This window comes from Thermostichus sp. OS-CIW-29 (assembly GCF_054058195.1).
Genome location: NZ_JBSSAB010000023.1, coordinates 25063 through 51178 on the forward strand (window position 1 = coordinate 25063; position 26116 = coordinate 51178).

Annotated in this window: 26 protein-coding genes, 1 tRNA gene and 1 pseudogene; 12 read left to right on the forward strand and 16 right to left on the reverse strand. The window is 59.7% G+C overall.

Annotated features, from left to right (window positions below):
• The first annotated feature begins 88 nt into the window (after positions 1-88).
• Complete coding sequence (gene leuC, locus ACVWZJ_RS09180; RefSeq protein WP_011431994.1) at positions 89-1492, forward strand: 3-isopropylmalate dehydratase large subunit; 1404 nt, start codon at positions 89-91, stop codon at positions 1490-1492.
• A gap of 18 nt (positions 1493-1510) precedes the next feature.
• Here the strand turns inward: leuC and ACVWZJ_RS09185 are convergent.
• The 5 genes and pseudogenes from ACVWZJ_RS09185 to ACVWZJ_RS09205 form a co-directional block, all read right to left on the reverse strand.
• A tRNA-Met gene (locus ACVWZJ_RS09185) sits at positions 1511-1584 on the reverse strand.
• 13 nt (positions 1585-1597) lie between these two features.
• Positions 1598-1759: pseudogene (locus tag ACVWZJ_RS09190) on the reverse strand (XdhC family protein); the annotation flags it as partial.
• A 6-nt stretch (positions 1760-1765) separates the two neighbouring features.
• Positions 1766-2959, reverse strand: coding sequence for an RNA-guided endonuclease InsQ/TnpB family protein (locus ACVWZJ_RS09195; RefSeq protein WP_011431995.1), 1194 nt, complete (start codon positions 2957-2959; stop codon positions 1766-1768).
• Between the two features lie 70 nt (positions 2960-3029).
• The gene (locus ACVWZJ_RS09200; protein ID WP_049749550.1) at positions 3030-3926 is read right to left on the reverse strand and encodes an XdhC family protein; all 897 of its coding nucleotides are present in this window, start codon (positions 3924-3926) and stop codon (positions 3030-3032) included.
• Positions 3927-3981: 55 nt separating this feature from the next.
• Positions 3982-5133: a serine hydrolase domain-containing protein gene (locus ACVWZJ_RS09205; RefSeq protein ID WP_457395882.1), complete on the reverse strand. Its 1152-nt coding sequence runs from the start codon at positions 5131-5133 to the stop codon at positions 3982-3984.
• A gap of 124 nt (positions 5134-5257) precedes the next feature.
• On the opposite strand from ACVWZJ_RS09205, the gene ACVWZJ_RS09210 reads away from it, so the two are divergent.
• Positions 5258-6223 carry a LysR family transcriptional regulator gene (locus tag ACVWZJ_RS09210; protein ID WP_011431998.1) on the forward strand — a complete coding sequence of 322 codons (966 nt, stop codon included), beginning with the start codon at positions 5258-5260 and terminating at the stop codon, positions 6221-6223.
• A 113-nt stretch (positions 6224-6336) separates the two neighbouring features.
• Positions 6337-7377 carry an anthranilate phosphoribosyltransferase family protein gene (locus ACVWZJ_RS09215; RefSeq protein ID WP_011431999.1) on the forward strand — a complete coding sequence of 347 codons (1041 nt, stop codon included), beginning with the start codon at positions 6337-6339 and terminating at the stop codon, positions 7375-7377.
• A 372-nt stretch (positions 7378-7749) separates the two neighbouring features.
• Here the strand turns inward: ACVWZJ_RS09215 and ACVWZJ_RS09220 are convergent, their stop codons facing one another.
• Positions 7750-9030 (reverse strand): DUF4912 domain-containing protein, encoded by a 1281-nt coding sequence (locus ACVWZJ_RS09220; RefSeq protein ID WP_011432000.1) that lies wholly within the window; start codon positions 9028-9030, stop codon positions 7750-7752.
• A gap of 453 nt (positions 9031-9483) precedes the next feature.
• Between ACVWZJ_RS09220 and ACVWZJ_RS09225 the strand changes: the two genes are divergently transcribed.
• The 3 genes from ACVWZJ_RS09225 (at position 9484) to ACVWZJ_RS09235 (ending at position 12729) form a co-directional block, all read left to right on the forward strand.
• On the forward strand, positions 9484-10290 hold the full coding sequence (locus ACVWZJ_RS09225; protein ID WP_148202674.1) for a hypothetical protein: 807 nt from the start codon (positions 9484-9486) through the stop codon (positions 10288-10290).
• A 127-nt stretch (positions 10291-10417) separates the two neighbouring features.
• Positions 10418-11539, forward strand: coding sequence for a glycosyltransferase family 9 protein (locus ACVWZJ_RS09230; RefSeq protein WP_011432002.1), 1122 nt, complete (start codon positions 10418-10420; stop codon positions 11537-11539).
• 248 nt (positions 11540-11787) lie between these two features.
• On the forward strand, positions 11788-12729 hold the full coding sequence (locus ACVWZJ_RS09235; protein ID WP_238376852.1) for a DMT family transporter: 942 nt from the start codon (positions 11788-11790) through the stop codon (positions 12727-12729).
• Between the two features lie 24 nt (positions 12730-12753).
• Here the strand turns inward: ACVWZJ_RS09235 and ACVWZJ_RS09240 are convergent, their stop codons facing one another.
• Complete coding sequence (locus tag ACVWZJ_RS09240) at positions 12754-13881, reverse strand: iron-containing alcohol dehydrogenase family protein (protein WP_011432004.1); 1128 nt, start codon at positions 13879-13881, stop codon at positions 12754-12756.
• 249 nt (positions 13882-14130) lie between these two features.
• Here ACVWZJ_RS09240 and ACVWZJ_RS09245 point away from each other — a divergent pair, with 249 nt between their 5' ends.
• Positions 14131-14403, forward strand: coding sequence for a tellurite resistance TerB family protein (locus ACVWZJ_RS09245; protein ID WP_457395886.1), 273 nt, complete (start codon positions 14131-14133; stop codon positions 14401-14403).
• A 123-nt stretch (positions 14404-14526) separates the two neighbouring features.
• Positions 14527-14778, forward strand: coding sequence for a hypothetical protein (locus ACVWZJ_RS09250; protein WP_457395888.1), 252 nt, complete (start codon positions 14527-14529; stop codon positions 14776-14778).
• On the opposite strand, the gene ACVWZJ_RS09255 is transcribed toward ACVWZJ_RS09250, so the two are convergent.
• The 7 genes from ACVWZJ_RS09255 to ACVWZJ_RS09285 form a co-directional block, all read right to left on the reverse strand.
• Entirely contained in the window at positions 14756-16015 is a 1260-nt protein-coding gene (locus ACVWZJ_RS09255) for an aminotransferase-like domain-containing protein (protein WP_457395890.1), read from the reverse strand. The two genes, ACVWZJ_RS09250 and ACVWZJ_RS09255, sit on opposite strands and share 23 nt — an antisense overlap.
• A 22-nt stretch (positions 16016-16037) precedes the next feature.
• Complete coding sequence (locus ACVWZJ_RS09260; RefSeq protein ID WP_457388910.1) at positions 16038-17159, reverse strand: hypothetical protein; 1122 nt, start codon at positions 17157-17159, stop codon at positions 16038-16040.
• Positions 17160-17359: 200 nt separating this feature from the next.
• Entirely contained in the window at positions 17360-17941 is a 582-nt protein-coding gene (locus tag ACVWZJ_RS09265; protein ID WP_457395898.1) for a hypothetical protein, read from the reverse strand.
• Between the two features lie 137 nt (positions 17942-18078).
• Positions 18079-18786, reverse strand: coding sequence for an orotidine-5'-phosphate decarboxylase (gene pyrF / locus ACVWZJ_RS09270; RefSeq protein ID WP_011432008.1), 708 nt, complete (start codon positions 18784-18786; stop codon positions 18079-18081).
• Entirely contained in the window at positions 18783-19211 is a 429-nt protein-coding gene (locus ACVWZJ_RS09275) for a DUF6464 family protein (RefSeq protein WP_369791761.1), read from the reverse strand. Before ACVWZJ_RS09275 ends, pyrF begins: the two co-directional genes overlap by 4 nt.
• Before the next feature lie 764 nt (positions 19212-19975).
• Positions 19976-20776: a peptidoglycan editing factor PgeF gene (gene pgeF / locus ACVWZJ_RS09280; protein ID WP_011432010.1), complete on the reverse strand. Its 801-nt coding sequence runs from the start codon at positions 20774-20776 to the stop codon at positions 19976-19978.
• Entirely contained in the window at positions 20773-21204 is a 432-nt protein-coding gene (locus ACVWZJ_RS09285) for a DUF3119 family protein (RefSeq protein ID WP_011432011.1), read from the reverse strand. The genes pgeF and ACVWZJ_RS09285 overlap by 4 nt, the downstream gene beginning before the upstream one ends.
• A gap of 431 nt (positions 21205-21635) precedes the next feature.
• Here ACVWZJ_RS09285 and ACVWZJ_RS09290 point away from each other — a divergent pair, with 431 nt between their 5' ends.
• Positions 21636-22547 carry a diguanylate cyclase gene (locus ACVWZJ_RS09290; protein ID WP_148202676.1) on the forward strand — a complete coding sequence of 304 codons (912 nt, stop codon included), beginning with the start codon at positions 21636-21638 and terminating at the stop codon, positions 22545-22547.
• Positions 22548-22568: 21 nt separating this feature from the next.
• On the opposite strand, the gene gcvH is transcribed toward ACVWZJ_RS09290, so the two are convergent.
• Both gcvH and ACVWZJ_RS09300 read right to left on the reverse strand, forming a co-directional pair.
• Entirely contained in the window at positions 22569-22958 is a 390-nt protein-coding gene (gene gcvH, locus ACVWZJ_RS09295) for a glycine cleavage system protein GcvH (protein ID WP_011432013.1), read from the reverse strand.
• Positions 22959-23039: 81 nt separating this feature from the next.
• The gene (locus tag ACVWZJ_RS09300) at positions 23040-23945 is read right to left on the reverse strand and encodes an alpha/beta fold hydrolase (RefSeq protein ID WP_011432014.1); all 906 of its coding nucleotides are present in this window, start codon (positions 23943-23945) and stop codon (positions 23040-23042) included.
• Positions 23946-24087: 142 nt separating this feature from the next.
• Between ACVWZJ_RS09300 and ACVWZJ_RS09305 the strand changes: the two genes are divergently transcribed.
• The 3 genes from ACVWZJ_RS09305 to ACVWZJ_RS09315 form a co-directional block, all read left to right on the forward strand.
• Positions 24088-25035: an NAD(P)H-dependent glycerol-3-phosphate dehydrogenase gene (locus ACVWZJ_RS09305; RefSeq protein ID WP_011432015.1), complete on the forward strand. Its 948-nt coding sequence runs from the start codon at positions 24088-24090 to the stop codon at positions 25033-25035.
• Between the two features lie 276 nt (positions 25036-25311).
• The gene (locus tag ACVWZJ_RS09310; protein ID WP_414355726.1) at positions 25312-25677 is read left to right on the forward strand and encodes a response regulator; all 366 of its coding nucleotides are present in this window, start codon (positions 25312-25314) and stop codon (positions 25675-25677) included.
• A 140-nt stretch (positions 25678-25817) separates the two neighbouring features.
• Positions 25818-26116: helix-turn-helix domain-containing protein (locus ACVWZJ_RS09315; RefSeq protein ID WP_457395894.1), on the forward strand; the 299-nt coding region annotated here is incomplete at its 3' end.

The window sequence follows — 26116 nt, forward strand, 5'->3', positions numbered from 1 at the left end:
CCAGAGATAACGGAGGCCTGTGCCTTGACAAGCTTTTCCCCAAGTAGCACATTGAAAGTTTACAGGACTTGGCTGCGGGCCGAGAAAGATGAGCGAGAGGACATTATTCGATAAGGTGTGGGATGCCCATACGGTGCGGATTTTGCCCTCTGGGCAGACGCAGTTGTTCATCGGCCTGCACCTGATCCACGAGGTGACCAGCCCGCAGGCTTTTGCCATGCTGCGGGAGCGTCATCTGCCGGTTCTGTTTCCCGAGCGGACGGTGGCCACCGTGGATCACATCATTCCCACCGACAACCGGGCACGGCCTTTTGCGGATCCCTTGGCAGAGGAGATGATCCAGGAATTGGAGCGCAATTGCCGGCAATACGGCATCCGCTTCTACAACAGCGGCTCCGGTCGGCAGGGGATCGTGCATGTGATTGCCCCGGAGCAAGGGTTAACTCTGCCGGGGATGACCATCGCCTGTGGGGACAGCCACACCTCTACCCACGGGGCCTTTGGGGCCATTGCTTTTGGGATCGGCACCAGCCAGGTGCGAGACGTATTGGCCACCCAAACTTTGGCTTTGTCCAAGCTCAAGGTGCGCCGCATTGAGATCCACGGCAAGTTGGGGCCGGGAGTTTACGCTAAGGATGTAATTCTGCACATCATCCGCAAGCTGGGGGTCAAAGGCGGGGTGGGCTACGCCTACGAGTATGGGGGCAGCGCCATTGAAGCCATGAGCATGGAAGAGCGCATGACCCTCTGCAACATGTCCATCGAGGGAGGGGCCCGCTGCGGCTACGTCAACCCCGATGCGGTGACCTTTGAGTATTTGCGGGGGCGAGAGTTTGCCCCCCAGGGATCCGATTGGGAAGAGGCGGTAGCCTGGTGGAAAAGTCTGGCCAGCGACGGCAATGCCCGCTACGACGACGTGGTGGTATTCCAAGCCGCAGACATTGCGCCGACGGTTACTTGGGGGATCACCCCCGGCCAAGGGATTGGGGTGGATGAGCGGATCCCTGCCCCAGAAGATCTGCCGGAAAGCGAGCGGGAACTGGCCAAAGAGGCCTATGCCTACATGGACTTGCAGCCGGGGGATCCCATTGTAGGGACACCGGTGGATGTCTGCTTCATCGGCAGTTGCACCAATGGCCGCTTGAGCGACCTGCGGGAGGCAGCCAAGATTGCCAAGGGGCGGCGGGTGGCCCCAGGGGTGAAGGCGTTTGTGGTGCCCGGCTCAGAACGGGTAAAGCAGGAGGCAGAACAGGAGGGCTTGCGGGAGATCTTCGAGGCGGCAGGGTTTGAGTGGCGGGATCCCGGTTGCTCCATGTGTTTGGCGATGAACCCGGATCGGCTGGTGGGGCGCCAGATCAGCGCCTCTTCTTCCAACCGCAACTTCAAGGGCCGCCAGGGATCCCCCAGCGGGCGCACTCTGCTCATGAGCCCGGCCATGGTGGCAGCAGCGGCAGTCAGCGGCAAGGTGGTGGATGTGCGGACACTGCTTTAACCAACCGTCTCTCAGGCATAGCGGGGACTGGATTTGAACCAGTGACCTTCGGGTTATGAGCCCGACGAGCTACCAGGCTGCTCTACCCCGCGGCGCTTTTCTAGCCTAGCTTGTCCTCCGGCTAACCGGCAAGCCTACACCTTGAGTTTCGCCGGGCATTCTCTTCGGGGATCCCCGTCGCACCTGGATGAGCTGGGCGGTGATGCTGATGGCAATCTCGGCGGGGGTTTCGGCGTGGATCTCCAGGCCAATGGGGGCAAAGAGCCGAGTAAACTACCCGACCCTGACTGCTTCGCAGTACAGGGCGAGCTTTCGGTAGCCCTGCAGTTGGCAAGCCAACCACGAACCTCTAGGCTGGTTTACAGCAGCCCCCAAAAGCGCAATCACATTCGCACCATTCAAATCCGCATCCCCTTCCCATCCACAGTGTCCACACTTAAACTTCTTTCCACTGCGATAGGATTGCGTAGGATCGGGATGGATGTGCAAACACCGGTGGCAGGTCTGCGACGTGTAGGCAGGCGGAGCCAGCACCACAGGTACTCCGGCAATGGCAGCCTTGTAGACCACGAACATCCTAAGCTGGTAGAATGCCCAGTTATTGGTTCTGCGGCGCTCAGCTTTGCTGCGTGGCTGTTGATTGACCCTTTCCCGGATCCCTGTCAAGTCTTCCAGAGCAATAGCGCTGTTTGTGGTCTTTGCCCTAGAGACAATAGCTTTGGAGATGCGATGATTGACCCACGCCTGAAAGCGCCTCTCCTTGCCAGACAGCCGTTGCAACAGTTCTCTGCATCTGCGCCGCGAACTGCGGGTGCCCTTACTGGCTTTGCGTTGGAGTGCCGCCCTCAACCGCGAGTGATGGTCTCGGACTTTGTTCAACTGCTGTCCATTCCAGTTATCTCCTTCCGATGTATGAGCAATATCCGTCCTTCCCAAATCCACGCCCAGCACTCTATCCGTGCCTTGCGGTGGGGATGGCTCCGTTTCCACACAGATTTGAATGGAGTAGGAGCCATCTTTGCGCTTGACCAGAGTGGCAGATTTGGGATTGGAGCCTGCCAACTGTTCTCTCTGGTAACGGCCAATCGCCAGCTCAAAGCGCTCTCGACCCCCAACCGTGGTCAGCGACACCGTCCAGTCTTTCTCGCGAAACGAAAAGATACGGGCATCGTAGGTCGCAAAGCCTCTCTTGAACGCTTTGACCGGACGGTTTTTCTGTCGGGCAACTTTACGGGCACCGGCCAGCCGTCTGCAGACCTGCTGAGCCAAGTTACTGGACAAGCCAAACCGAGCGCGAATCTGGTAATAGCAAAGGGACTGGAGTTTGACTGCGTTGACTACTTTTTCTGGTGTGTTTTGGTTGACCCAGTTCAACGCCTGCACAAAGGCATCCATTGTCGCATCCAACTTTGCGGCTTGCGACTGGGACACCTTGAGCTTGCAGGGGACGGTCAGGACTTGGGTCATGGTTCTATCATAACTTCCGCATTCCTCCCGACACTGACCCTACGGGTACAGTGCGGGGCTCCTGCGATTTCTAGCTGACGGCGGTCTCCGGGATCCCTTCCTGGGCCAGGGTTCGCAGTACGGTTTGCACCCGCTTGCGGCTGCCGATCATCCCCAGGTAGTGGGGGGTCAGGCCGGAGTGGTAGATGGCCCGCAGGATTTGGCAATCGAGGCTGTAGCTGCGGGTCACAAGAGCGATGTAGAGCTGCGGGATCCTGTGCAGATGGGGGATAAGTTGGGCAAAGGGTTCTGAGCACAGCCGCTCGGCAACGGGAAAGCGCTGAGGGGTTACCCAGTCCGGGCGATCGTCCTGAACCCAAATGCGAAAGCCGGCCAAATGGGCGATCTGGGCCAGGGACAGGCCGCAGTGGCCCGCTCCGACGATCAGCAGGGTGGGGGAAGGGAGGAGGGGCTCGACCCAGGATCCCGCGAGGAGCTGTGGGCGGGATGGCAGGGAGGCAAAGTGCTCCACATTGCTGTCGCCAAGCCTGAGGTAGGGGAACCCCTGGGGATCGAGGGGGGTGATCAGCCAAGCCCTTGGCCCTTGGGTCAGAGCCTGGAGGATCTGGGCCACCAACGTTTGGGCAAGGGATCCCTGCCATCGCTGTAGCCAAATGTGCATCCGTCCCCCGCAAACGCCCAGGGGAGGGCTGTTGAGGTCAAGGGAAACTTGCATCCCAGCCGGCGAGGACTCCCCATCGCCATCGCCAACGGGAACAGCGGTCTGCAAAAGGGTTTGCGCTCGGGCAATGACTTCCGCTTCGGCAGCTCCACCGCCAATGGTGCCCAACAGGGTGCCATCAGATCCCACGGCCAGTTTTGCCCCCGCCTGGTGAGGCACAGATCCCTGGGTGCGGACCACCGTGGCCACCACCAGCGGCCCGCGGGAGAGCATGTCTGCCAACTGTCGGTAAAAGGTCTCGTCCACCTCAGCCTCGGTTATGCCTACGGCACCCTAGCGGGAACGGTCAGGGACTCAATGATCAAGAAAGCCCCTCTAGGATGGCCTGATGGAAGGCAACCCGGAAAGCCTGGAACCCGTTCTCCTGCCGACCGTGGTAGACGGCGTTGGTGAGCAGCGTCACCACCAGCTCCCGCTCTGGATCGATCCACAGAGAGGTTCCGGTGAAGCCGGTGTGGCCGAAGGCGCTGGGGCTGAACGGGGAGCTGCTGGCCAAGGGATCCGGAGAGCGCAAGGCAAACCCCAAACCCCGGCGCTCGTGACAGCGGTGGGCATCCCCTTGCTGAGGCAACTGCTCGCGGGTCATTTCCCTCACCGTCTGCGGCTGCAACAGGGATCCCGTCAAAAAACTCTCTCCGAAAGCGGCTACTTCCTCTGCCGTGGCAAACAGTCCGGCATGGCCGGCGATCCCGCCCAGGCGGGCGGCATTTTCGTCGTGAACCTGCCCCTGCAGGCGGCGCTTTCGCCAAGGACACAGCTCGGTGGGGGCACAAGAGCCAGAGACAGAGGATGGGTCAAAGGGATCCCCTGGATAAAACTGAGTTTGGCTCAGGCCCAGAGGCCGCAAGATCCGGGCATGCAAGATCTGATCCAGAGGGGTTCCGCTCAGACGTTCCAAAGCCAGCCCCAGCAGGATCAATCCAAGATCGCTGTAGACTCTGCGGGATCCCGGCCTGTAGGCCAAAAAGGTGTGCAGGGCCATGTGCCGGGCCGATTCGGCATCGGGCTGTCGAAACAGGGGCCGCCAGGCGGGCAAACCGGCGGTGTGGGCCAGCAACTGTCGCACCGTCACCTGTTCTGTTGCAACAAGCTGGCCTAAGGATTCCGGTTCCACAGCAATCCATTTCCCCGGCTGCAGAGGATCTTCATAGGGGGCAATGGGGCGGGATCCCTGAAACTCCGGCAACAGGAGACTGACCGGTTGATCCAGCAGCAACGCTCCGGCTTCCACCAGGGCCATGCAGGCGGTGGCGGTGTACAGCTTGGTCAGCGAGGCCAGGTCAAAACGGGTGGCCGAGGTTGTCGGTTGGCGCCGGGTCTCAGGGTCGAGATGGCCTGCCGCCCTTGAGTAGATACACCTTCCCTTGTGGCGGATGACCACCTGGGCAGCGGGGAAAAGGTGGGGAATGGCGGAGTTGAGCAGCCCCTCCAGCAAGGCTGGATCCCAACCCATCTGCTTCTCCTCCTGGCTTGGGGATCCCCAGTCCAACAAACAACTTGTAACGGTGTTTACAAAAGCCTACCGCTTCCCCAGCTAGGATGCCACCACGGCAGGCTACATCATCAAGGGATCCCAGGTGCGGCTGGAGTTGTTGCAAGCCTTTTTGAACGTGGTGGAAACGGGCAGCTTTTTGGCCGCTGCTCGCCTCAGCGGTCTGACCCAATCGGCTATTAGCCGCCAGATCCAGGCCCTGGAAGAAGCGGTGGGCGCTCCGCTGTTGCATCGCAAAAGCCCGGTGGCTCTAACCGTAGCTGGGGAACGGCTTTTGCCCCATGCCCGTCGCATCTGTCAAGAATGGCAGCGGGCTCAGGAAAGCATTCGAGAATGGCTGCAGGGCCAGCAAACCGAGCTCTGCATTGCTGGGATCCATTCTCTGATCGCCCATCAACTGCCGCCGGTGCTGCAACAGTTTTGCCGGGAGTATCCAGAGGTGCAGTTGCGGGTTACCGCTCTGGGCAGCGACCGCGCCTTAAAGGTGCTCAGGGATGGGCTGGTGGATGTGGCCCTGGTGATGGAGAACCCCCTGATGACGCGGGGGGCAGAGCTGGTGGTGGAGCCACTGTACTCCGAGCCAATTCAAGTATTGATGCCCGCCACCCATCCCCTCAGCCGCTACGAGCGGATCCCCTGGAAGGTGCTGGCGGAGTATCCCCAGGCTGTGTTCAAGGATGGCTATGCCATGCGCTCCTTGGTGGGATCCCATCTGGCCCGGCAGGGGCTTCCCCTGAAAGCAGCCCTGGAACTGAACACCTTGGATGCCTTTCGGGGGGTGGTGCGACAGGGGCAGCTCATTGCCCTCCTGCCGGAGTCGGCCCTGGTGGACTGCTGCGCCGATCCGGATTTGCAGGTGCGACCCACCGAGCCCCCCCTCTTGAGGCGACAGGTGGTTATGGTTACCACCAGCGATCGCTATCGGATCCCTCCCATTCGCCGGTTTTTGCAGTTGGCCGCCCAGCTTATCAGGCAGTCTGAGGTTGAGCCTGCTTCCGGTACAGATCCCCATTTCCCTCAGCCCTCTGCCGGGCTGTTGTCAGTTCTGTAGGGATTTTTTGTAGAAATTTCTGTAAGTTGTCAAATACCTGTATCGGTAGTTGCAAGTGTTCCGCCGTTATCTCCCCCTACTTGGGTAGCCCAGCGCTCCCGACCGCCGATGCTATGAGCCAAGAGTTTCGCGAGCTGTTGAAAAAAATCGGCAGCGGCACCCACACCCACCAGGATCTCAGCCGGGCAGAGGCCGCCAGCGCTGCTCGAATGCTCCTGCGGGGGGAGGCCACTCCCGCCCAGATCGGGGCTTTTTTAATTGCCCACCGCATCAAGCGCCCCACTGCCGAAGAGCTGGCCGGTATGTTGGATGCCTACGCAGAAGACGGCCCTCTTCTGCCCCAACGGGATTTGCCCCATCCCTTGATCATCTTTGGCCATCCCTACGATGGCCGCTCGCGGACTGCGCCGCTGGGGGTGCTGGTGGCTTTGCTGCTGGCGGCGGCAGGGTCAGCCGTTTTGCTGCATGGCTCTGGCTTCTGTCCCACCAAGTATGGGCTGCCCTTGGAAGCGGTGTGGCGGAGCTTGGGGGTGGATTGGCGAGGGCTATCCCTGGAGCGGGTGGGGCAACTGCTGGAACAAACCGGGCTGGGATTTTTGTATTTGCCCACCTGTTTTCCCCAGGCTCAGGCTCTGATGGACTACCGGGATCAAATCGGCAAGCGCCCCCCCTTGGCCACCTTGGAACTGGTCTGGACGCCCTACCAAGGCCCCTTTCACCTGGTGGCCGGCTATGTGCATCCTCCCACCGAGGCCACGATGCTGGAGCTGTTTGCCCTGCGGGAGATCCGGCAATTTACCACCGTCAAAGGTTTGGAAGGCAGTTGCGACCTGCCGCGGGAACGGGCGGCCATTCTCAACCAGGGCGGGAAACGGCTGCTCTTGAAGGCCAGAGATTGCCACTTGGCAGGCCCGGAGATTCCCTTCTCCGGCGAGAAAGAGCTGCTCCAACAGATGCAGCAGGTGCTCAGCGGGGATCCCTGTGAACTCACCCCAGCCGTTCTCTGGAATGGGGGTAGCTATCTGTGGCTCCTCGGCCACGCCCCATCCTTGCCAGAAGGGATCCAACAGGCGGAAGACCTGCTTCGCTCTGGACGGGTGATGGAGAAGCTGAAACAACTGATCCGGGTGATCGACCTGATACATTTACGCTGAACACTGCTGAACATCACTGTTCAACTATGCAGCGATAGCATTCTGTTTGTTTCCAAACAGAATGGCGGTATCCCGCAAAGCTTTGAGTAGAATACCCAAAGCGCAGTTTCCGTGTCGTCTTACTACCAATTTTCTGCTTTGCTTTGGCTACCATGTTGGCAGACTCGAAAGTAAACAGAAAGATCAACTGGTAGTAATCCGTACTGAACATATTATACATTATTTTCAGTATAGTTGAGCTTATTATTGACTAGAGTCATGCTCTCCTAGGACTGGCATCCCCTGTTTTGATGGCTGGAGTCAAGCTCTCCAGCCCAGGGAAAAAAGCCCCCCGGCCAGCTCCAGGGGGCAAGAAGGGAAAGGTTGGATCCTTCAGGGCAACAACTCTTCGATGGCCTCTTCTTTGGTGTTGGTGCGGCGGGAGAGGGTGCGGCGGTCGAAGGTCATGTGGATCTCCCGGTTTTGCTCGCCATCGGCAGCCACCGCAAAGATGGGGAAGTCGATGTTGCCGTCTGGGAAAGCCATGTGGAAGCGGAAGGTGCCATCGGGGTTGAGCTGGATCTTGCGCCCGCCAATGGTAACGGTGGCATCCGGCTCTGTGGCCCCATAGACAATCAGCTCGGCATCGGCCACCAACCAGAACTTGCGAGAGCGCTGCGGCAGCACTTCGGAAGCCCCCGAGAACAGGCCCAGGCCGGATCCTGAAGCCATCCAGGGAGCAGCGGGCACCTCCGCCATGGCCATCCCCATCATGCCCACACCCGAGGGGATGATAAACGAGCTGATGGCCTGCTCGGGCACCAATTGGCGGCTGCCCATCTGGTGGCTGCCAAACAGGGATCCCGCCACCCGCATCGCCTCAAAGCCACCCACCATTTCCAGGAAGGGATCGACCGTGGCACCCTGCTGCGGCTCATCGCCTTTGTAGTCCACCACGCCCATGCCGGTGGCGCTGCGCTTGTAGGGCTCGCTGAGCTGGTAAAGGGTGCGGCCCTGCAGAGCCATGTCGAAGGGCACTGTCAGGAAGTGCTCTTCAAACCAGTCGGAGGGAAAGACTGGCGGCACCATCACCGCCGCCGAGCGGGCCAACATCAGCCAGCGGCCATCTGCCGTCCGGTAGCCAATTTCCACAATGTAGGAACGATCGCTCACCGGGATCGGCAAATACCACTCCCGCGCCAACTCGTCACAGGGGTACTCCTGCATGCTGTGGGCCGGCTGGTAGCTGAAATCGATATCCGTCACATCGTAGAGGCGCAGCGCCAACTGTTGGCCGCCCTCGCGGCGCTTGCTTTCTTTAGCCTCGTTGGGCACATCCCAATAGGCGTAGGCCCACTGGGGATCCCGCGGCAGCAAAACGATGCGGCTTTCCCCATAGCCCTCCGGCAGATCCCCCAGCCCTTTGTCCACATCGGCCAGATCCGTCTTGCCGGCAACCTCTTGACCCCTAAACTTCGTTTGGGTGACCGATTCTTGCCCCTTGGGCTCCGGCATGGCATCGACAGGGCGGCCAGCTTTGACTTGGGCCTCTCGAATGGCCTCAATCAGCTGGTCTTTGGTCATGCGGCTGTACTTGGGGATCTGATAGCGGGCAGCTTCTTCCCGCAACTGCCGGATGGTCATTTCTTCCAACGGGATCCGCTCTTGTGGCATGGTCGGGGTCTCCTGTCTTCGACAAATCGGGCTTCGTGCAATGCTCCAGCTTTTGTCCTATGGGCCGATCCCAGCTTGTGGTTCTGAGGACAACTTGAACCTGCTGATGTATCGGCTTGCCTCGGGCTCTCCAGCCGCTGATGACCACAGGTGGGGATCAACGGGGATCATCAAGAATGATGAACCCATGTTTGCGTATTTTTGCCTGTCGGTCAAGACCCTGGGGATCGCTGGGGATCAATCTCTTGTTCTCCGACCCACCTTTAGGGAGAGGCCAGGAGCCCCAGCTGCTCTCAAGCCAAGGGGAAGACTGCGCGGGATCCCCTGCCGAACCGGCCCTGCCTGGGTAGCATGAGGGAGGATGAGCGGTTGCCGAGCGGGCCGCAGGTTTTGAGGCCAAGAGGTGTGGGCATGAGGTGGTGGAAGTATAGGATTCAAGGCATACGGATCCAAGTGAGCTGGGCAGCACTGGGGATCCTGCTGGCGGGGCCGGTCTTGCCGGTGGAAGCTGTGGATGCCCAAACGCTGTTTCCTCCCCTTTACCGCTTGCAAGGGGGATCCCCTACCCTGCCCGCTTCTGAAGCAACGCCCTGGCGTCCAGTAACCCAGGATTCTGTTCCGCTCCCACAAACAGATCAAGCCGATCCAAAAGTCCAGCCGGCCCAACCCGGCCATGGAGAAGTGGCAGAAGGCCCGGTTTTCGATCTGGATCTGTTGCGGCAGTTCGGCACCAGCCCTGGCGGCAGTGGCTCTGGATCCCGGCAGGGGGAAGTGATCGGGCCGGGCAGCGGCCAGAGTGGGGTGCGCGGAGCCAGTCCTGGCTCAGGGGTGGGCACAGGCCAAGGGCCAGGGGGCGGAACGGGTCTGGAGGCGGGATCCCAGCGGCGGGAACCGCAAGTGACAGGGTTGATTGTGGATGCACGAGGCTTGGATTTCTTGCCTAGCCAGTCAATGCGCTTGTTTGATCCCGATGGCAATCAAGTCTATACCCCCGTTACTCTTGGCCAAGACCTCAACGCGGCTTTTGTGGGCAGCGAGGGCACAGCTGCCTATGCCACCTCGGAAGAGCAGGCCCGCTCACTGGTGAACCGCATCGGGGAACGGCCTCACCGCATTCGTGCCATCCGCACCCTGGGCTACGACCTGGTGATTTCCGCCGAAGATGCTTTTAGTCTGCGCCAGATGAATGCGACAGATGGCTTTCTGGATCGCTTTGCTGTGGTGGTCATCTGGGATGGCAGCCAAGCCAGTCTCCCCTGAGGCCCAGGGATCCCAGCATGGCCATCAAAGCACAGGACAGAGGAATGCTAGCCTAGCAAAAGTGCTCTGTCTGCACCACCCGCACCACCTCCAGCGGGGTTGATATCTTCCTGGGGATCCCAGCCTTATGCAACGGTTTGCCAACCAACCTCTGCGGGAACATCCCCACCTGGCGGTGTTTTCCTCCAGCAAGGTGGGCAATTTTGTGGTTACCATCCCGCTGTTGCGGGGCCTCAAGGAAAAATACCCCGGCTGTGTGCTGGATTTTTTTGGCAGCGAGATTACCCGCGACTTTGAGCTCCACTGCCCCTACATCGACTTCAGCTTTCCTCTCTACAGCCGTCGTCCCGATTACCTCGAGGCCCTGACCGCTGCTGTGCGAGAACGGGTGACCCAGGCCGGCCCCTACGACTTGGCCATCAATTGCGACGAGTTTAGCGAGCTCAACCTGGTGGCGGTAACGGCCCTGCGCCCCCAGTACATTGCCGGGGCCGGCTTGACTCTGGATTTTCGCCGCAAGTTGGACCCCGGCTCCGACCCGGTACAGCGCATGCTCCAGGATGACGACTGGAACGGCCTGGAGTTTCTGCAGCGCTACAAAGGGATCCTCACCAGCAACTACATCGCCGAAATCTTCTGTCGCCTGGCGTACGTGGAGACGGATTTTTTCCGCCTGGAGCTGCCCAGCCGGGATCCCGGTTTTCCGGTGCCAGAGGTTTTGGTGCACATCACCACTACCCGCCGCGCCAAGATGTGGCCTCTGGAGTACTGGCGGCAGGTGATCCAGTGGTGCCAAGGCCAGGGCCTGCAGGTGGGGCTAATCGGCAGCGCGCCGGAGCTGCAGCGATCCCTCTACCACGGCGGCAGCAGCGAAGACGAACTGCTGGCCCAAACGGGAATGGTTGACCTGCGGGGCAAAACCAGCCTCATGGAGCTGGCGGGGGCCCTGAAGCGGGCGCGGGTGTGTATCTCCGTGGATGCGGGGCCGATGCACATCGCGGCGGCAGTGGGCTGTCCCACCATTGCCCTGTTTGGCAACGATGCCGATGGGGATGGGGCCAGCCCGGTGCGACTGTGGGCTCCTCGTCTGCCCCACGTCTATCTCACCCAAACCGCCTACAAGTGCCGGGTCTGCGCAGAGAACAAGTTCAAAAACGAAACCTGCCTGGTGGAGGGTCATCCCTGTATGGCCCATCTCAAGCCGGAAACGGTCATCGGCTACTTGAAAGAGATTCTCAAGCAAACCTAGAGGTTCCACGCCCTCACCCCCAGCCCCTCTCCCAAAGAGAGAGGGGAGCTATGGAGCGACGGGGTGAGTTGTTTCATGGCTACTTGAAATGGCCATGTCTTGGGATCCCCATCTTTTTCCCCCTGGGAATCAGGGGGGCCGGTGGGCAGCAAGGAGTGCCCAGGGGCGCAGTTCGGATCCCTGGAAGTCCGTTTAAGCTGAGAGTTCAAGGCTGAAAACTTAGTGCCTAAACCATTTGGGTGTGAGCTGTGACTTTGGAGATGTGGTATCGCCACCAGCTGAGCCGCTTTGCAGAGTGGGGAAAAATAAGGCTCTGGCAAGGAGTTGCCCTGAAGCTGCTGGCCACTGCTTGCTTTGCCTGTTTAGGCGCGATCATCCGGCTCAACACTCCCGCCCTTCACCCCTTTCAGATTGTGTTTTTGCGCAACCTATTCGGGTTTCTCGCCCTGTCGCCGCTGGTGTTGCGGGCTGGGATCCAGTCTCTGCACACCGCCAAGATGGAGTTTTACCTCCTGCGCTCGGCGATCAGCACGGTGGGGATGTTGCTCTCCTTTTGGGCAGCCAGCCTGTTGCCTCTGGCAGAAGCTACGGCGCTGAGCTTTGTTCAACTTTTGTTTGCCGGCACGATGGCGGTATGGGTGTTGGGCGAGCAGATGCGCTCGTCCCGCTGGCTGGGATTGGGCCTGGGGTTTGCCGGGGCTTTGGTGATGTTGAGGCCAGGCTTCCGAGAGTTTTCTCTGGGAACAGGGCTGGCCTTGGGGGCGGCAGCACTCTTTGCCTGGGTGACCATCGTGCTCAAGATCCTCTCCCGCACCGAGTCCAGCCTCACGATTACGGCCTACATGGGCCTGCTGCAGACCCCCCTTTCCTTTCTGGCTGCCGTCTGGGTTTGGACCTGGCCTTCTCCTGAGCAGTGGCTGTGGATGGTGGCCATGGGGCTACTGGGCAGCATTGGCCAGGTGGCCCTCGCCCAGGCCTACAAGCTGGCTGAGGTGACGATGCTGCTGCCTCTGGATTTCTCCCGTCTGCTCTGGGCCAGCCTAATCGGGTTTTGGGTGTTTGCCGAGATCCCGGATGGGTGGACTTGGATGGGCGGAGCCTTGATCTTGGTGGGCGCCACCTCTGGAGCCTACGGCGAAGCCCGCCTGCCCACAATGCCGACCCAGGCCCGTACCGGCGGAGTTGGATAGCAGACAGATATCCTCTGCCAGGACTTACAGCCGAGGGAGAACAGGGCTGGAGCTGGTCAGGTCTGTGGTGGTAAGGGCCACCAACAGGGCTTCTGGACTGACGGGGAAGGGCAGGTGGTGGATGTCGGATCCTGGCTGGCAGGCCACTTGGGCAGCATGCAGCAGGTCGGCGGATCCCAAGTGACCTAGCTTGAGATCCCGCAAGTTGAGGGGCAGCCCCACCTGGCGGTAGAACTCCAGCAACTGGGTACGTGCTGCCAGCGCCAACTGGCTTCCCTGCAGGATCTCTTCTAGGCGGAGCTGGGCCAAAATGCCGAAAGCCACCTTCTCGCCGTGCAGGGTGGCCCGGTGCCCCGACAAGTGGGTTAGCCCGTTGTGGACAGCGTGGGCGGCCACGGTGCGACACTTAGCCCCACCCATGCCGCCGACGATCCCCGCCAGGCAGATGCAGGCATCCACCACCTGCTTCCAAGCGGTTCCGCCCGGCTCCCTCAAGGCCGCCGCCGATTGCTGGAGGAGCAAATCCCGCAGGACGCGGGCCTGCTGCACAGCGCCAATCACCAGGGCATCTTCTGAACTGCCGCTGCTGACGGAAGACTCGTACCACTTAGCCAAGGCATCTCCGATCCCGGCTACCAAGGTGCGAGGGGGAGCCTGACGAATGAGGTCGTAGTCCAAGATCAAGGCGGCTGGGGCCTGATCCAAGGCCACATCCCGCTGAAAAGCGCCGCTGTTGGAGTAGATATTGGATAGGGCACTCCAGGCGGCACAGGTGGCAGCAGAGGTGGGCACGGTAACCACGGGGATCCGCAGCCGGTGGGCCACCAGCTTGGCCGTATCCAGAGCCTTGCCCCCGCCTACCCCCAAGATGCCGGTTGTGGACTCCGCCATGGCTAGCGCCTGCAAACGCGCCAGCTCCGACTCGCTGCAATCTACCCCGTAGGTAGTCCAGTGAACTTGGAGGGCGGGATCCCGCGCGAAATTGCGCTGCAGAGGGGACTCAACCACAGCCAAGGAGCGTTCCCCCCCGATCACCAGCACACGGGATCCCAGTACCGCAAGGGGCACAGCTTCCAGAATGCCGCTGCCGCGGTACAGCCGACCTGGGGCCGGAATGGCAAGATCCAATTGGCAAGGAGAGGCGCTCAGCATTGCAAGAAAGGGCGAGAAAAAGGACTCCGTCCCGCTATCGCGAATAGCTCAGTGTTCGTAATACAGATAACGATCCTAGCCGAAAAAAGGGCTCCGCGCTGCTGACGCGAACGCAGATGGCTCACCCAAGGTCTGGCTATAGTTAAGCTGTTCATCCCCTCAACTCTGCAGCCTCTAAGGTCTCTGGCCCCCTGACACGTTCGCAGAAGTGTCGCGTAGCGACAACAGTTCTCAGCAAGGGATCCCACCATGAACCCCACAACTCAACATCAGCTCATGCTCAAAATTGTGGCCGGCTCTGCTTGGGCCGATGGGCATTTGAAACCCCAGGAATTGGCCTACTTGGGATCCCTGCTGCGCCGCTATGGTTTGGAGCACGATACCGAGCTGCGAGAAGTAAACTACCCGACCCTGACCTTCGCAGTACAGGGCGGGCTTTCGGTAGCCCTGCAGTTGGCAAGCCAACCACGAGCCTCTGGGGTGGTTTACAGCACCCCCAATCGACCGTTACCAGTGCCTTAAACAACCGTTTCTGGTGTCCGCAGTACAATTATAACCATGGAGGCGGACTTTCCTCTCGACACCGACCCTACGGGTACAGTGCGGGGCTCCCGCGATTTCTAGCTGATCCAAGAGCCCATCCCGATGGAGCAAACCGAGCGCTGGATGGCCGATTATCTTGCCCAGGCCAGCGAAACCGAGCGCATGCAACTTTTGGGAGCAATCGGCAACCTGATGATCGCGGACAACACGGTCTCTCCAGAAGAGCACACCCTCTTGGATGACTACTACACCCTCATGGCCGGGATCCCGGCTCGTCCAGAAGCTGCACCCAACCTGGTGAAGGGCGTTGGGCAATTTTTCCGGCGCATGGCTAAGGCTGTGGGGAGCAGGTGACGCGAGAGTGCATCAGTCTGTGCAGTTGCTCCCCAATAATCTGGATGCCGCTGACAATGCGCTCTTCCGGTTGGTAGCTAAAGGCGAGGCGCAGGGCGTGCTCCCCTTGGCCATCGGCAAAGCAGTGGGTGCCCGGCAGGAAGGTGACCCCCAGGGCACGGGTAGCCTGCAACAAGGTGCTGGCGCTTAGGGAAGGGGGCAGCTCACACCAGACGAAAAATCCACCCCCAGGGGCCTCCACCTTGACTTCGGGCGGAAAATATTGAGCGATGGCCTCCAGCATCACCTGGCACTTTTCTCGGTAGCGACGGGTGAGGAGTTGAATGTGGCTTTGCAGACGGCCCTCCCCGCAATAGCGGGCCACCACCCGGCCCAAAAAGGGCCCCAGGGATCCCTCGCTGCGAAACATCTCCAAGCGGCGGATGATCTCAGGGTGGCCACAGGCCCAGCCCACCCGTACTCCCGGCACCACAATCTTGGAGAAGGTGCCCACGTGCAGAACCCAGCCTTCCTGATCCAGCGCAGCCAAACTGGGCAAGGGATCCCCGGCAAAGCGCAGGTCGTAGTAGGCCTCGTCCTCCACCACCACCACACCGTACTCAGCTGCCAACTGCACCAATTTCTGCCGCCGTGGCCCAGAGAGGGTGCAGCCTTTGGGGTTTTGGAAGGTGGGAATGGTATAGACAAATCGGGGGCGGATCCCTTGGCGAGCCAGATCGCGCAGCACCTCTTCCAGGCGATCCACCACCATGCCTTCCCCATCCACCGGAATCGAGATCAGACGCGCTCCTGCCGCCGCAAAACGGCTGACAGCCCCCATGAAGGTGGGCCCTTCCACAATGACTACATCCCCCGGCTCCACGAAGACCTGAGGCAACAGGCCGAGGATCTGCCCAGAGCCATAGCCGATCAGTAGGTTTTCCGGCTGGGCCTCTACCCCTCTATCCCGCATCAACTGCAGCACCACGTTGATCAGCCCGGCAAACGTGCCGCCGTAATTGAGGGCATTGTCCCCATCCTCTGCCAACACCTCCGCCGTGGCCCGCGCCAAGTCGGCCTTGGGAAACAGGCACGGATCCGCCAGCCCAAAGGTAAAACTGGTAACCACTGGCACTGCCCCTGGGATCTCCGCCCCGAAAGGAGAAGGGATCACAGCCTGAGCCCGTTGGGCAAAAAGGGTTTGCAACAAGGGCCGCGAAGTGCTACGCGGTGCCGATGCGGACGAGGTCTGGGTCATGGCAAGCAAGAGAAAGAATACCTTAGGCCAATGCCTGCCACGATAACAAGAAAGAACTGCCCAGGAGTAGGGATCCCAAAACCCGCCGCCAGCTCCGGTAGGGGATCTCTGCCAAGACGCCGCCGGCGCTCAGGCATAGGAAGGGGAGCACCACCAAACCCCAGCGAGCACTTTGCTGCAGGGTGTTCACTTGGGGATCCCAAAACCATGTCGCCAGCGCCCCCATCCAGAGGACATGGCCCAAACCGGCCAAGCTGAGCAGGGCTTGCTGCCGTTCTGCCCAGGGCCAGCCCAACCGCACCAAGCTCAACCCCAAGGGCAGCATCAAAGTAGCCAAAACGGCCAAGCCACCTTGGGAGCTGAGAGGATGGGGAATCACCTCAGCAGAGGTAGCTGGCCAATCAATCCGTCCCAACCAGGAAAAACCCATCACCAGCAGCAGCAAAAGCAGTCCTGATGCCCCGCACTGCTGACGCGAACGCAACGGTTGCCGTGGCCACTGCTGGCTCGTCCACAGCCCCGCCCAGAGCAGAGCCAAGGGCCAAACCTTATAAGACAGGGCACAAGCTAAGGCCAGACCCCACCAGCGCAAGGTGGATCCCGGCCCAACACCACAACTGCAAAGCAAAACCAGGCTGCCCAAAATCTCGCTGCCTGGCTCCAACCCTTGGGTCAACACCCAGGGGCTGAGTCCCCATAGACCGGCACTCCAGAAGTTGCCCCAGCTCCAGCACAACAGCAGAATGGCCAAGCAGGCCATAGCTGAGAAGATGTGCAGGATCCCTTCAGCCGAGATCCCGGTTCCCTGAGCCAGCCAGGGCAGTAGCCTGTCGGCAAAAGCGCTCCGCACCACTGACGCGAACGAGTGGTAGAGAGGCAGTTCCGGTTGGACAAAAGTCAGGGATCCCTCAGAACTGCTCACCGGCAAAACGCGCCACCACTGCAGAGGAGCCGGTTGCCCCCAAGAGCGGAGTCGCTGCCCCAAAAGAAGGCCCATCCCTCCCCATAGCAGCCAGTGGCCCATGAAACCAAAACCAACCAAACGCCGACGGCGATGGTTGTCCCTGTTGGAGGAGCTCAGGCGGGGAAATGAGCCGCGGGGCAGCCGCTTGCCCGGGCGGGGTGTGGCGGGGGGAAACTTCATGGGTAAACCCTAGCCTGTTCGCATGAGCAGTGCAGAACACTATCCCTACACGGGGTGGGCCCTCGACCGGCAGCAGAACATCCAACGCCCTCTACTCTTGGCCGGTTGGGGAGAAAAAGTGCCCCTTCGTTACTTCCAAAAGAGAATCTCCCCGCGTGACATACTCCCGCACTCATGCTGACGCAAAGCGCTCCGCGCCGCTAGAGAGAAGGTCTAGTCAACTCTAGATCGCCCGTCAAGGGGCAACCCGACTGTTGCCAGCGGCGGATGGCCTGGGCAGTGAGTCCATTCGTTACATCGCGAATGGGGATCCCCGATCCGGTTACCTGCAGACGCACCAACCGCCAGGGATCCCCAGGAGCAGCCCGCAGAACATAAGCCTCGTAGGCCAGTTGCAGGGTTTCGCTGCGCCGACCGGCCAAGGAGTTGCCCTCCTTTTGGGGGTGTTGGGGCAAGACCAAGCGGCGCTCCAGCGTGGTGAAATACAGCCGAAAAGCTTCTGGAGAAGCAGTTGCGGTGTCCGGCAAAACCGGAGCCAGCTCCTGTTGGCGTAAGCGGGCCGGAGACCCTGGAGAGAGCATTTCAACCTCCGGCTTCCCCACCAGCACAACCTGAAACTCAGAGCGGGAGCGGCTCAAGGCCAGATTGAGAAACAAAGGCAACTGCTCCGTTAGAGCCTCAGCCCAAACCTGAGGAGCAGCCAGGCAAGTTTCCCCTCTTGCCGGAACGAAATGCTCCGCACCCCTAACGCGCCCAGGAGTGCTGACCAGGCCCAAAACCACCGACAAACCGACTCCTAGCCAACGCCTCCTGCCGGATCCAGCCGGCCTTTTTTCAGGGATCCACCGGACAAGCCTATGGTATCGTTGCATCACAGAACCACCAGGACAACATCAGGCCAAACCATCTCCCCACCCTCTCAGCTAGCAGCATCCCACAAGGCTTGGAAGCGCCGCAAGGCGGCCACGGGATCGGGAGAAGCGGTGATGGGGCGGCCCACCACCAGATAATCGGCTCCTGCCCGCAGAGCTTCGTCGGGCGTGCAGATGCGCTGTTGATCCTCGTCTCCATCCCCCGCCTTGGCTTGGCCCAGACGGATCCCGGGAGTAACCAGCAAAACCTCCGGCCCCAAAGCTTGGCGCAACCGCGAGACCTCCTGAGGAGAGCAAACCAGTCCAGTAAAGCCTTGAGCTTGAGCCAGCCGGGCCAAATGCAACACATAGTCGGCGGGATCCATCTCGATGCCCAGTTCCTGTCGCACCTGCGGGGGGCTGATGCTGGTTAAGAGGGTAACCGCCAACAGCCGACAAGAACTGCCCTGGGCGGCTGCCACGGCTGAGCGCAACATAGCACTGCCACCGGCGGCATGGACGGTGAGCAGATCCACTCCATAGCCGACGGCCACCTCCGTAGCCCTCCCCACCGTGTGGGGAATGTCGTGCAGCTTCAAATCCAGGAAAATGCGCTTGCCCCTTTCCTTGAGAGCCTGCAGGATGGAAGAACCCGCAGCAGTGAACAACTCCAGACCCACCTTCCACCACAGCACCTGCGGCAAGGAGTCCACCCACTCCAAAGCCTGCTCTTGAGAAGGAGTATCCAGCGCAACAATCAGGCGGTCACCCTTCATCGGGGCTCATTCCGAGGCTCGTAGTGGGGACAGCCCTCACAGGGGCCGCAGGGGTTGACGGCGCAGCGCAACTCTGGAGAATGGGCATTGTAGCGGCAGGTGGGATCCCCGATGTATTCTGGCGGCGAAGCCACGTAAGTGTAAACAACCACACCCCCAAATCCTATCGGGCTGACGAAGAAACGACTGGTGGTGAAAGATTCGCCAGAAGGGTTGAGGGTTTCCTCAAAGGGTTCTGGCTCAGGCTCCAGCTCCACTTCCTCCTCCAGATTCCAGAGGGCTTCCCACTGCCTAAGGGTTTCCTGTAAAGGCACAGCCAAGTGCTCTGCCAGCTCCATCAGGGCAGTCTCCAAAGAGGCCAAACTTTCTTCGGCCACTTGGGCAAAGGCTGCAACCCATTCCTCCAAAAGTTTCTCAAAATCCATGCAGCAGCGACCTAGAGGCTCCTTCTTCACCTTACCGCCAGCCTGGGCAACCTTTAACTTCCTCCCCGGCAAACGGCATCCACTAGAGCTTGATTCACCAATGGAAACAGCTCCGCCAGTTCTTCTGTGGAGAGGTTTCCGGTGCAGACATTGGCGCGAATATGCCACTCTGCCCACATTTGCGCCGAAGGAGCAGCAGGATCCCGGCCCTCCTCAGAACCTGAACCGCCCACAGGTACCCGAGGGAGGCTGCGTCCCGACCCAAGGTTCAGTTGCAGTACGCTGTCACGGTTGATGCCAGTCAGCGAGGTTTGAGCGTTAGCCTCCTCAAGGAAAGCGAGAGAGAAAGCCAAAGCCATCCCAGCTAATCCCCAGAAAACAGCGCGGTAAACCATGGGATCTCCAGTAGTTAGATAGAGCATGACTCTAGTCAATAATAAGCTCAACTATACTGAAAATAATGTATAATATGTTCAGTACGGATTACTACCAGTTGATCTTTCTGTTTACTTTCGAGTCTGCCAACATGGTAGCCAAAGCAAAGCAGAAAATTGGTAGTAAGATGACACGGAAACTGCGCTTTGGGTGTTCTACTCAAAGCTTTGCGGGATACCGCCATTCTGTTTGGAAACAAACAGAATGCTATCGCTGCATAGTTGAACGGTGATGTTCAGCAGTGTTCAGCGTAAATGTATCAGCCCTGTCTTGAGCGCAATTATAGCCACTACTTCCCGTTCCTCCGGGCAGAACTGGGTCAAGTCTGCCTACGACCGCAGGCCGATTCCCGACCACTGCACGCAATGACGGCCCTGCTCATCCTTCAGGGATCCATCGCGGCGGTAGGAAAAGAAATCTTGGGGTTGGCTGAGGGTGCAATGGGGGCTGACGGCAATGTGTTCAGGGGGGATCCCTTTGGCTTGGGCTTGGGCACCGTTGACCCAGCGCAGATCCAGGCGAACCTTGCCAGGCAGAGGATCGGGCAACAGGGCGGCGCGGGCATCCAGCCCCGGGGGTAAACTGTTCAGCACCAGCTCCGCCACCGCTTCTGACACCTGATAGACCGACCCCGAAATGGAAGGCCCGATGGCCACGCGGATCCCAGCAGCAGGGATCCCCGCCTGTAAAAACTCCTGCAGCACCTTGGACAAGATCCCCGCAGCAGTGCCTCTCCACCCGGCGTGAATGGCCGCCACCCATTCTCGACTGGCCACCAAAATCGGCACACAGTCAGCGGTGCAGACCCAGGCAGAATCTCCTTGGCGGCGGGCAATGACCGCATCTGCCTGAGAACGGGTAGAGATCTCTTGACCAACAGAGCAGTCCTGCTCTCGTTTGTGTCCAAAGGTTTCGGTGATCCCATCTGCCCAAACCCAGTTGCAGCCATGCACCTGATGGCCCCACGCGGCCTGTTCAGGGGGCAGTTGCAGCCGGGCGGCCAACTGAGACGGGGGATGGGGATGACCTTGGCGAGAGCCAAAAGCGTGAGGCCACTCCGCCAAAAGCTGACACTCCAGCCAGCGCCATCTCTCTGCCTGCTGCCAAACCCACAAGGCGGAGCCACTCATCGGCGGGAGCTACCCGGACCAGCAATCGGCGGGGATCCTTGAGACCGATGTTGGGCGTGGAGATGACCCACCCGCTCTTCCAAACACATCTTTAGCTCGGCAGGGTTAAACAGCATCGGCAAAAAATGAATGCTTTTGGTTTCTCGGAAAAAGAACAACACCGGCAGCGGCGGCCAGAAAATTTGCCAATCCTGCCACTCGCTGTAGGGAAACTCGCGGATGCGCTTGGAGCCGCTGTAGACCTGCAGCGCCGTCCTGGTAAAGGCCAGACCGATCAGAGAGGTCTGCACCATCAAAAACAGGCCAAACAGGCCCACCCCTAGCCCCGCCCAAAACGAAAGCCAGAACAGCGGCACCGCCAAAGCCAACACCGACAGGCTGAGGCGAAAATCCGGAGTCAATAGATGGGCAGAATTGGGCCTGATCATGCCCCACTCCTCCTCTCAGGGATCCCAGACCCATTCTAGGCCGCCTCGGCAACTCTTCAGAAGTCAGAGGATCTGTAGGACATAGAGGAGAGAGCCTCTTCTCGAAATCAGGGAACGAGGGGCAAACCGAACCCGTTTTTTGAGTTATCCCGAAAAATACTTGGGATCCTGGGGAAATTGGGGTTTGCCATTGAGCTTCTTCCCACAGCTGGCCGATACAACCGCGCAGGCGGGATGGAATCCTCGCGTAGCTCTCAACTGAGGGCCTCACCGCGTGCGATGGTATACGATAAACTCCAGAGTTCCGCAAGTTTACAGATCAGAACCGGCGAGACATCCCTCGCTCACCCAAACACGGCCTGGGGAAAACCGACATAATACGGATATAACGAGTGCTTACTGCTAACCCGCACAATTCGTTGGGCCTCTCCATGCCTCTCGACCCTCTCTCTCAGTTGCCAGAGGAGCCAACCACTCAGATCCCCTTGGAGTTTTACGAGCGCAGACCCCAGCCTGAGGCAACTGCGGCCTTTCTGACGGTGCTCAGCGGCGCCAATGTGGGCATGACGTTTCCCTTGGCGAGGGGTGGAGTTTTGGGGCGCAGCCACCGCGCGGACATTCAGCTCTTGGATCACGCCGTCTCCCGGCAGCACTGTCGGCTGGAAAGAGAAAGTGAGGGTTATGTCCTCACCGACCTGGAGAGCCTCAACGGCACATATGTTAACGGCGAGCGCGTCAGCCGCGTTCTCCTGAAGGATGGAGATCGCATTCAAGTGGGGGCCAGCACCCTCAAGTTTGCCTACTACGACGCGGCAGAAGAAGCCTTCTTTTTGCAAATGGCCACTGCTGCCCTCTATGACCCGCTAACCGGTCTGTATAACCGACGTTTTTTCCTGAAGCAACTGGAGCTGGAGATCCCCTTTGCCCTTCGCCATCGCATTCCCCTCCACGTGCTCTATCTGGATTTGGATGGGTTTAAGCAAATCAACGACCGCTGGGGGCACTGGGCTGGGGATCAAACCTTAATCCAGGTGGCGCGGCGATTGCAAGCTCACGTTCGCCAAGACGATCTGGTGGCCCGCTTGGGGGGCGATGAGTTTGCCCTGCTGGTGCGCGGGATCCCGAACTCGCAGATCCTAGGGCTGGCAGAACGCTTGCGGCAGGCTGTCCAGACCCTGTTGGTGCAGGCGGGGACGGAGACCATCTCCCTAAGCTGCAGTGTGGGCATCGCCTCTCTGCTGGAGCTGGGAGAGGGAACTGACCCACAAAGTCTGCTGGCTGCTGCCGACAAGGCCCTCTACCAAGCCAAAGCTGAGGGGGGTAACCGAGAGACTTTGCTGTAGTTCAGGGCCAACTGCTGGAGTTTAGGATCCCTCTACCAAGCTGGCATAGGCTTCGGCACTCATGGTGTCTTCCAAGTCTTCGGGGTTGGCAATGCGCACCTTGATCAGCCAGCCATCGCCATAGGGATCGTCGGCAAGGCTTTCGGGGCTCTCCACCACCGCTGTATTCACGGCCACCACCTCTCCAGAAAGAGGGGCATAGAGATCTTCGACGGCTTTGACCGATTCCACCGAGCCAAAGCTTTCCCCTTTTTCAATCTCTGTCCCTTCTTCGGGCAAGCCCACGAAAACGATATCCCCCAGTTGATCGACGGCATAAGCCGTGATCCCAATCACCGCAATATCATCCTCAACATGGATGTACTCGTGGGTGTCCACGTAGCGCAGATGGGATGGATACTCCAGGGCCATGCCGGTTCTCCCATAAACTCAGTGGATTATTCTAGGGTCAACCCTTGAAGATGGTAAAGAGCGGATCCCAAGCCCGGCCCGCTAGAGAAACTCCATCAGCAGCCGATTGACCGTTTGCGGAGCTTCCTGCTGCGCCCAATGGCCGCATTCGGGGATGTACTCCTTGCGCAGGCCGTTGGGGAAAAAGGGATCCATCCCCTCGGTTAGCTCGCGGCTGAGGGCAAAGTCTTCTTCTCCCCAAATCAGCAGGGTGGGGGCGAGGATCTGCCGCATGGGCTGCAAAAACAGGTTCTGCAAGGTGGGCAGGTTAAACAGCTGGCGGTAGTAGTTGAGGGCAGAGGTGAGAACCTTGGGTTTGGAGAGGGCCTCTTGGTAGAGCTTGAGGTCGTGGCGGGTGAAGGCGCTTTTGCGCACCGAGGTTTCCTGGAAAATGCGGCGCACCCAATCTCCCAAATCCCACTGCAGCACCCACTCTGGCAGCCAAGGCAATTGAAAAAAGAACAGGTACCAACTGCGGCGCAGTTGATCCAAGTTGCTCAAGAATTCACGGCGAAAGCAGGCCGGATGGGGAGAATTGAGGACGGCCAGCTTGCGAATCTCCTCAGGAAAAAATTGCGCCCAGTGCCAGGCAATGGCTCCCCCCCAATCGTGGGCTACGACCACCGCTCTTCGGGCCCCAAAGTGGCTCAGCAAGCCGCGAATATCCTCGGTAAGGGTATCCAGGTCATAGCCGTGATCCGGTTTGTCGGAATCGTTGTAGCCGCGCATATCGGGTGCCACCACGCGAAACCGCTGCGCCAACACCGGAATCTGATGCCGCCAGGAGTACCAAAACTCCGGGAAACCGTGCAACAAGATCGCCAGCTCCCCTTCCCCTTGGGTGACGTAGTGCAGTTGAATGCCATTGGTAAGGGCATACCCGTGCTGCCAGGTTCCCATCTTGGCGGCTACCTCAGGAGGAAGGCGGGGGATCCCTGCTTCTGCCATGTCGTCTGCTCTCGAGCTAACCCATGATTTGGTATCCACCCATACTAACCTTTGTCGCCGGTCTTCCCTTTGCCGGCGCAGGCTTTTTGAGAGGCATCCTACGAAGAAAGCTTAAGAGAAAGTCTGCGGGTGAACAGATTAGATGAACACTAGCGCAGAAGGCCAAAGCCCAACATCCCCGCAAAGCGTTGCCATTTTGGGAGCCGGGGCTTGGGGAAGTACCCTGGCGATGCTGGCTCAGGGGCAAGGGCACCGGGTGCGGGTTTGGAATCGCCGCAAGGGCCTGGATTTGGCAGAAGTGCTCCAGGGATCCCAAATCCTCATCTCAGCCGTCTCTATGGCGGGGGTACGCCCTGTGGTGGAAGCGGTGCGCCAGGTGGGGATCCCACCGCAGGCAATTTTGGTCTCGGCCACCAAAGGGTTGGATCCACTGCAGCTTCTGACCCCTACCCAAATCTGGGGGGCCACTTTCCCGGAGCAGCCTCTGGTAGTGCTTTCGGGGCCTAATCTTTCGGCGGAGATCCGCCAAGGCTTGCCGGCAGCGGCAGTGGTGGCCAGCCGGGATCCCTGGGCCGCTGTGCAGGTGCAGTATGCCCTTTCTTCAGAGCGGTTCCGCCTCTATACCAGCAGCGATCCGCTGGGAGTGGAGCTAGGCGGCACCCTGAAAAATGTTATCGCCATCGCTGTTGGCGTGTGTGATGGCTTGCAACTGGGGGCCAATGCCCGTGCGGCTCTGGTTACCCGCGGCCTGGCAGAGATGATCCGGGTGGGATCCAAGCTGGGGGCACGGGCAGAAACCTTCAACGGCCTGTCGGGGTTGGGGGATCTGCTGGCCACCTGCCACAGCCGCTTGAGCCGCAACTACCGAGTGGGCTACGGGCTAGGCCAGGGCCAACCCTTGTCGCAGATTTTGGCGGAGATCGAGGGCACCGCCGAAGGGGTTTACACCGCTCCCGTCGTGGTCGAGATCGCTGCCCAGCACGGCATTCAGGTGCCCATCACCCAGGAAGTGCATCTGTTGTTGCAAGGGCAGACCACCCCCACCGCCGCCCTCACCCGCCTGATGGAACGTCAACTGACTTCGGAATAGGCTGCTTTCACTTCTCCCAAAGGAGGAGGGGGGTTTCTGGCATAACCGCAAATCTGCGGATGAGGAAAGTTGTTCCGCACTCTATCAGGATTTTTGCAGAGCAGGGAGATCCCAGAATGAGCGATTTGGCGGAGTTTTTTTTTCCAGAGTTTCCCTATGCTGCAGCTGTAGTTCTTCGACTTGTTCTTGCATCAACTCGGATCTCTCTGGCTCCGGGAAGGCGGACAGTAGGCCCGACAGGTTGGGCCAGGTCTTTGTTTAATTTTTTACAAAGTTATGTCCAAACGCATCCTGGTGATTGAAGACGAACCCTCTATTCGCACCTATCTGCAGAAGGTGTTGCAAAGAGCGGGGTACGACGCGGTGGCGGCCACCGATGGAGAGGAGGGTTTGCAGATGGTGCGCACGCTGATGCCGGACTTGGTGTTGTGCGATGTGGTGATGCCCAAGCTGAACGGCTATGGGGTGCTGGATGCTCTGAGATGGGATCAGTCCACGGCTCACATCCCCTTTGTCTTTCTCTCCTCGAAAATCTCTCCCGAAGAGATTGAACAGGGGTTATGCTTTGGCTCCGATGCCTATTTGACGAAGCCCGTTGACCAAAAACACCTGTTGAAAGCCGTTGCTGCCCAATTGTCTTGAGTTGACCAAAAGGCGCGGCAAGCCCCGTCCTTCAGGGCGGGGAAGGATAGCGCCGACCGTAGCCGACGCCCTTTAAAAACGCAGTGCCGGCCATGTGAATATCGTTGTCATCACGCATAGGCCAAGAATACGATTGAGCGGTGCAACGACTTCAAGCCTTCAAGTACGAATTGCTGCCCAACAGCCAGCAGGAACGGCAGATGCGCCGCTTTGCTGGCTCCTGCCGGTTCCTCTACAACAAAGCACTGGCGTTGCAGAAGGAGCGTCACGAGCAAGGCCAGAAAAAGCTAGGCTATGCGGGCTTGTGCCAGCTGCTCACCGCGTGGCGCCACAGCACAGATACAGCGTGGCTGGCGGATGCGCCGGTGCATCCGCTGCAACAGGCGCTCCAGGATTTGGAGCGAGCCTACAGCCACTTCTTCGCCCAACGCGCCGGCTT

What these genes read in the sequence shown, in the direction of transcription:
- leuC (WP_011431994.1), top strand. Translation starts at nt 89, where the DNA reads ATGAGCGAGAGGACATTATTCGATAAGGTGTGGGATGCCCATACGGTG.
- ACVWZJ_RS09195 (WP_011431995.1), bottom strand. Translation starts at nt 2,959, where the DNA reads ATGACCCAAGTCCTGACCGTCCCCTGCAAGCTCAAGGTGTCCCAGTCG.
- ACVWZJ_RS09205 (WP_457395882.1), bottom strand. Translation starts at nt 5,133, where the DNA reads ATGGGTTGGGATCCAGCCTTGCTGGAGGGGCTGCTCAACTCCGCCATT.
- ACVWZJ_RS09215 (WP_011431999.1), top strand. Translation starts at nt 6,337, where the DNA reads ATGAGCCAAGAGTTTCGCGAGCTGTTGAAAAAAATCGGCAGCGGCACC.
- ACVWZJ_RS09220 (WP_011432000.1), bottom strand. Translation starts at nt 9,030, where the DNA reads ATGCCACAAGAGCGGATCCCGTTGGAAGAAATGACCATCCGGCAGTTG.
- ACVWZJ_RS09230 (WP_011432002.1), top strand. Translation starts at nt 10,418, where the DNA reads ATGCAACGGTTTGCCAACCAACCTCTGCGGGAACATCCCCACCTGGCG.
- ACVWZJ_RS09240 (WP_011432004.1), bottom strand. Translation starts at nt 13,881, where the DNA reads ATGCTGAGCGCCTCTCCTTGCCAATTGGATCTTGCCATTCCGGCCCCA.
- ACVWZJ_RS09245 (WP_457395886.1), top strand. Translation starts at nt 14,131, where the DNA reads ATGAACCCCACAACTCAACATCAGCTCATGCTCAAAATTGTGGCCGGC.
- ACVWZJ_RS09250 (WP_457395888.1), top strand. Translation starts at nt 14,527, where the DNA reads ATGGAGCAAACCGAGCGCTGGATGGCCGATTATCTTGCCCAGGCCAGC.
- ACVWZJ_RS09255 (WP_457395890.1), bottom strand. Translation starts at nt 16,015, where the DNA reads ATGACCCAGACCTCGTCCGCATCGGCACCGCGTAGCACTTCGCGGCCC.
- ACVWZJ_RS09260 (WP_457388910.1), bottom strand. Translation starts at nt 17,159, where the DNA reads ATGAAGTTTCCCCCCGCCACACCCCGCCCGGGCAAGCGGCTGCCCCGC.
- pyrF (WP_011432008.1), bottom strand. Translation starts at nt 18,786, where the DNA reads ATGAAGGGTGACCGCCTGATTGTTGCGCTGGATACTCCTTCTCAAGAG.
- ACVWZJ_RS09275 (WP_369791761.1), bottom strand. Translation starts at nt 19,211, where the DNA reads ATGGATTTTGAGAAACTTTTGGAGGAATGGGTTGCAGCCTTTGCCCAA.
- pgeF (WP_011432010.1), bottom strand. Translation starts at nt 20,776, where the DNA reads ATGAGTGGCTCCGCCTTGTGGGTTTGGCAGCAGGCAGAGAGATGGCGC.
- ACVWZJ_RS09285 (WP_011432011.1), bottom strand. Translation starts at nt 21,204, where the DNA reads ATGATCAGGCCCAATTCTGCCCATCTATTGACTCCGGATTTTCGCCTC.
- ACVWZJ_RS09290 (WP_148202676.1), top strand. Translation starts at nt 21,636, where the DNA reads ATGCCTCTCGACCCTCTCTCTCAGTTGCCAGAGGAGCCAACCACTCAG.
- gcvH (WP_011432013.1), bottom strand. Translation starts at nt 22,958, where the DNA reads ATGGCCCTGGAGTATCCATCCCATCTGCGCTACGTGGACACCCACGAG.
- ACVWZJ_RS09300 (WP_011432014.1), bottom strand. Translation starts at nt 23,945, where the DNA reads ATGGCAGAAGCAGGGATCCCCCGCCTTCCTCCTGAGGTAGCCGCCAAG.
- ACVWZJ_RS09305 (WP_011432015.1), top strand. Translation starts at nt 24,088, where the DNA reads ATGAACACTAGCGCAGAAGGCCAAAGCCCAACATCCCCGCAAAGCGTT.
- ACVWZJ_RS09310 (WP_414355726.1), top strand. Translation starts at nt 25,312, where the DNA reads ATGTCCAAACGCATCCTGGTGATTGAAGACGAACCCTCTATTCGCACC.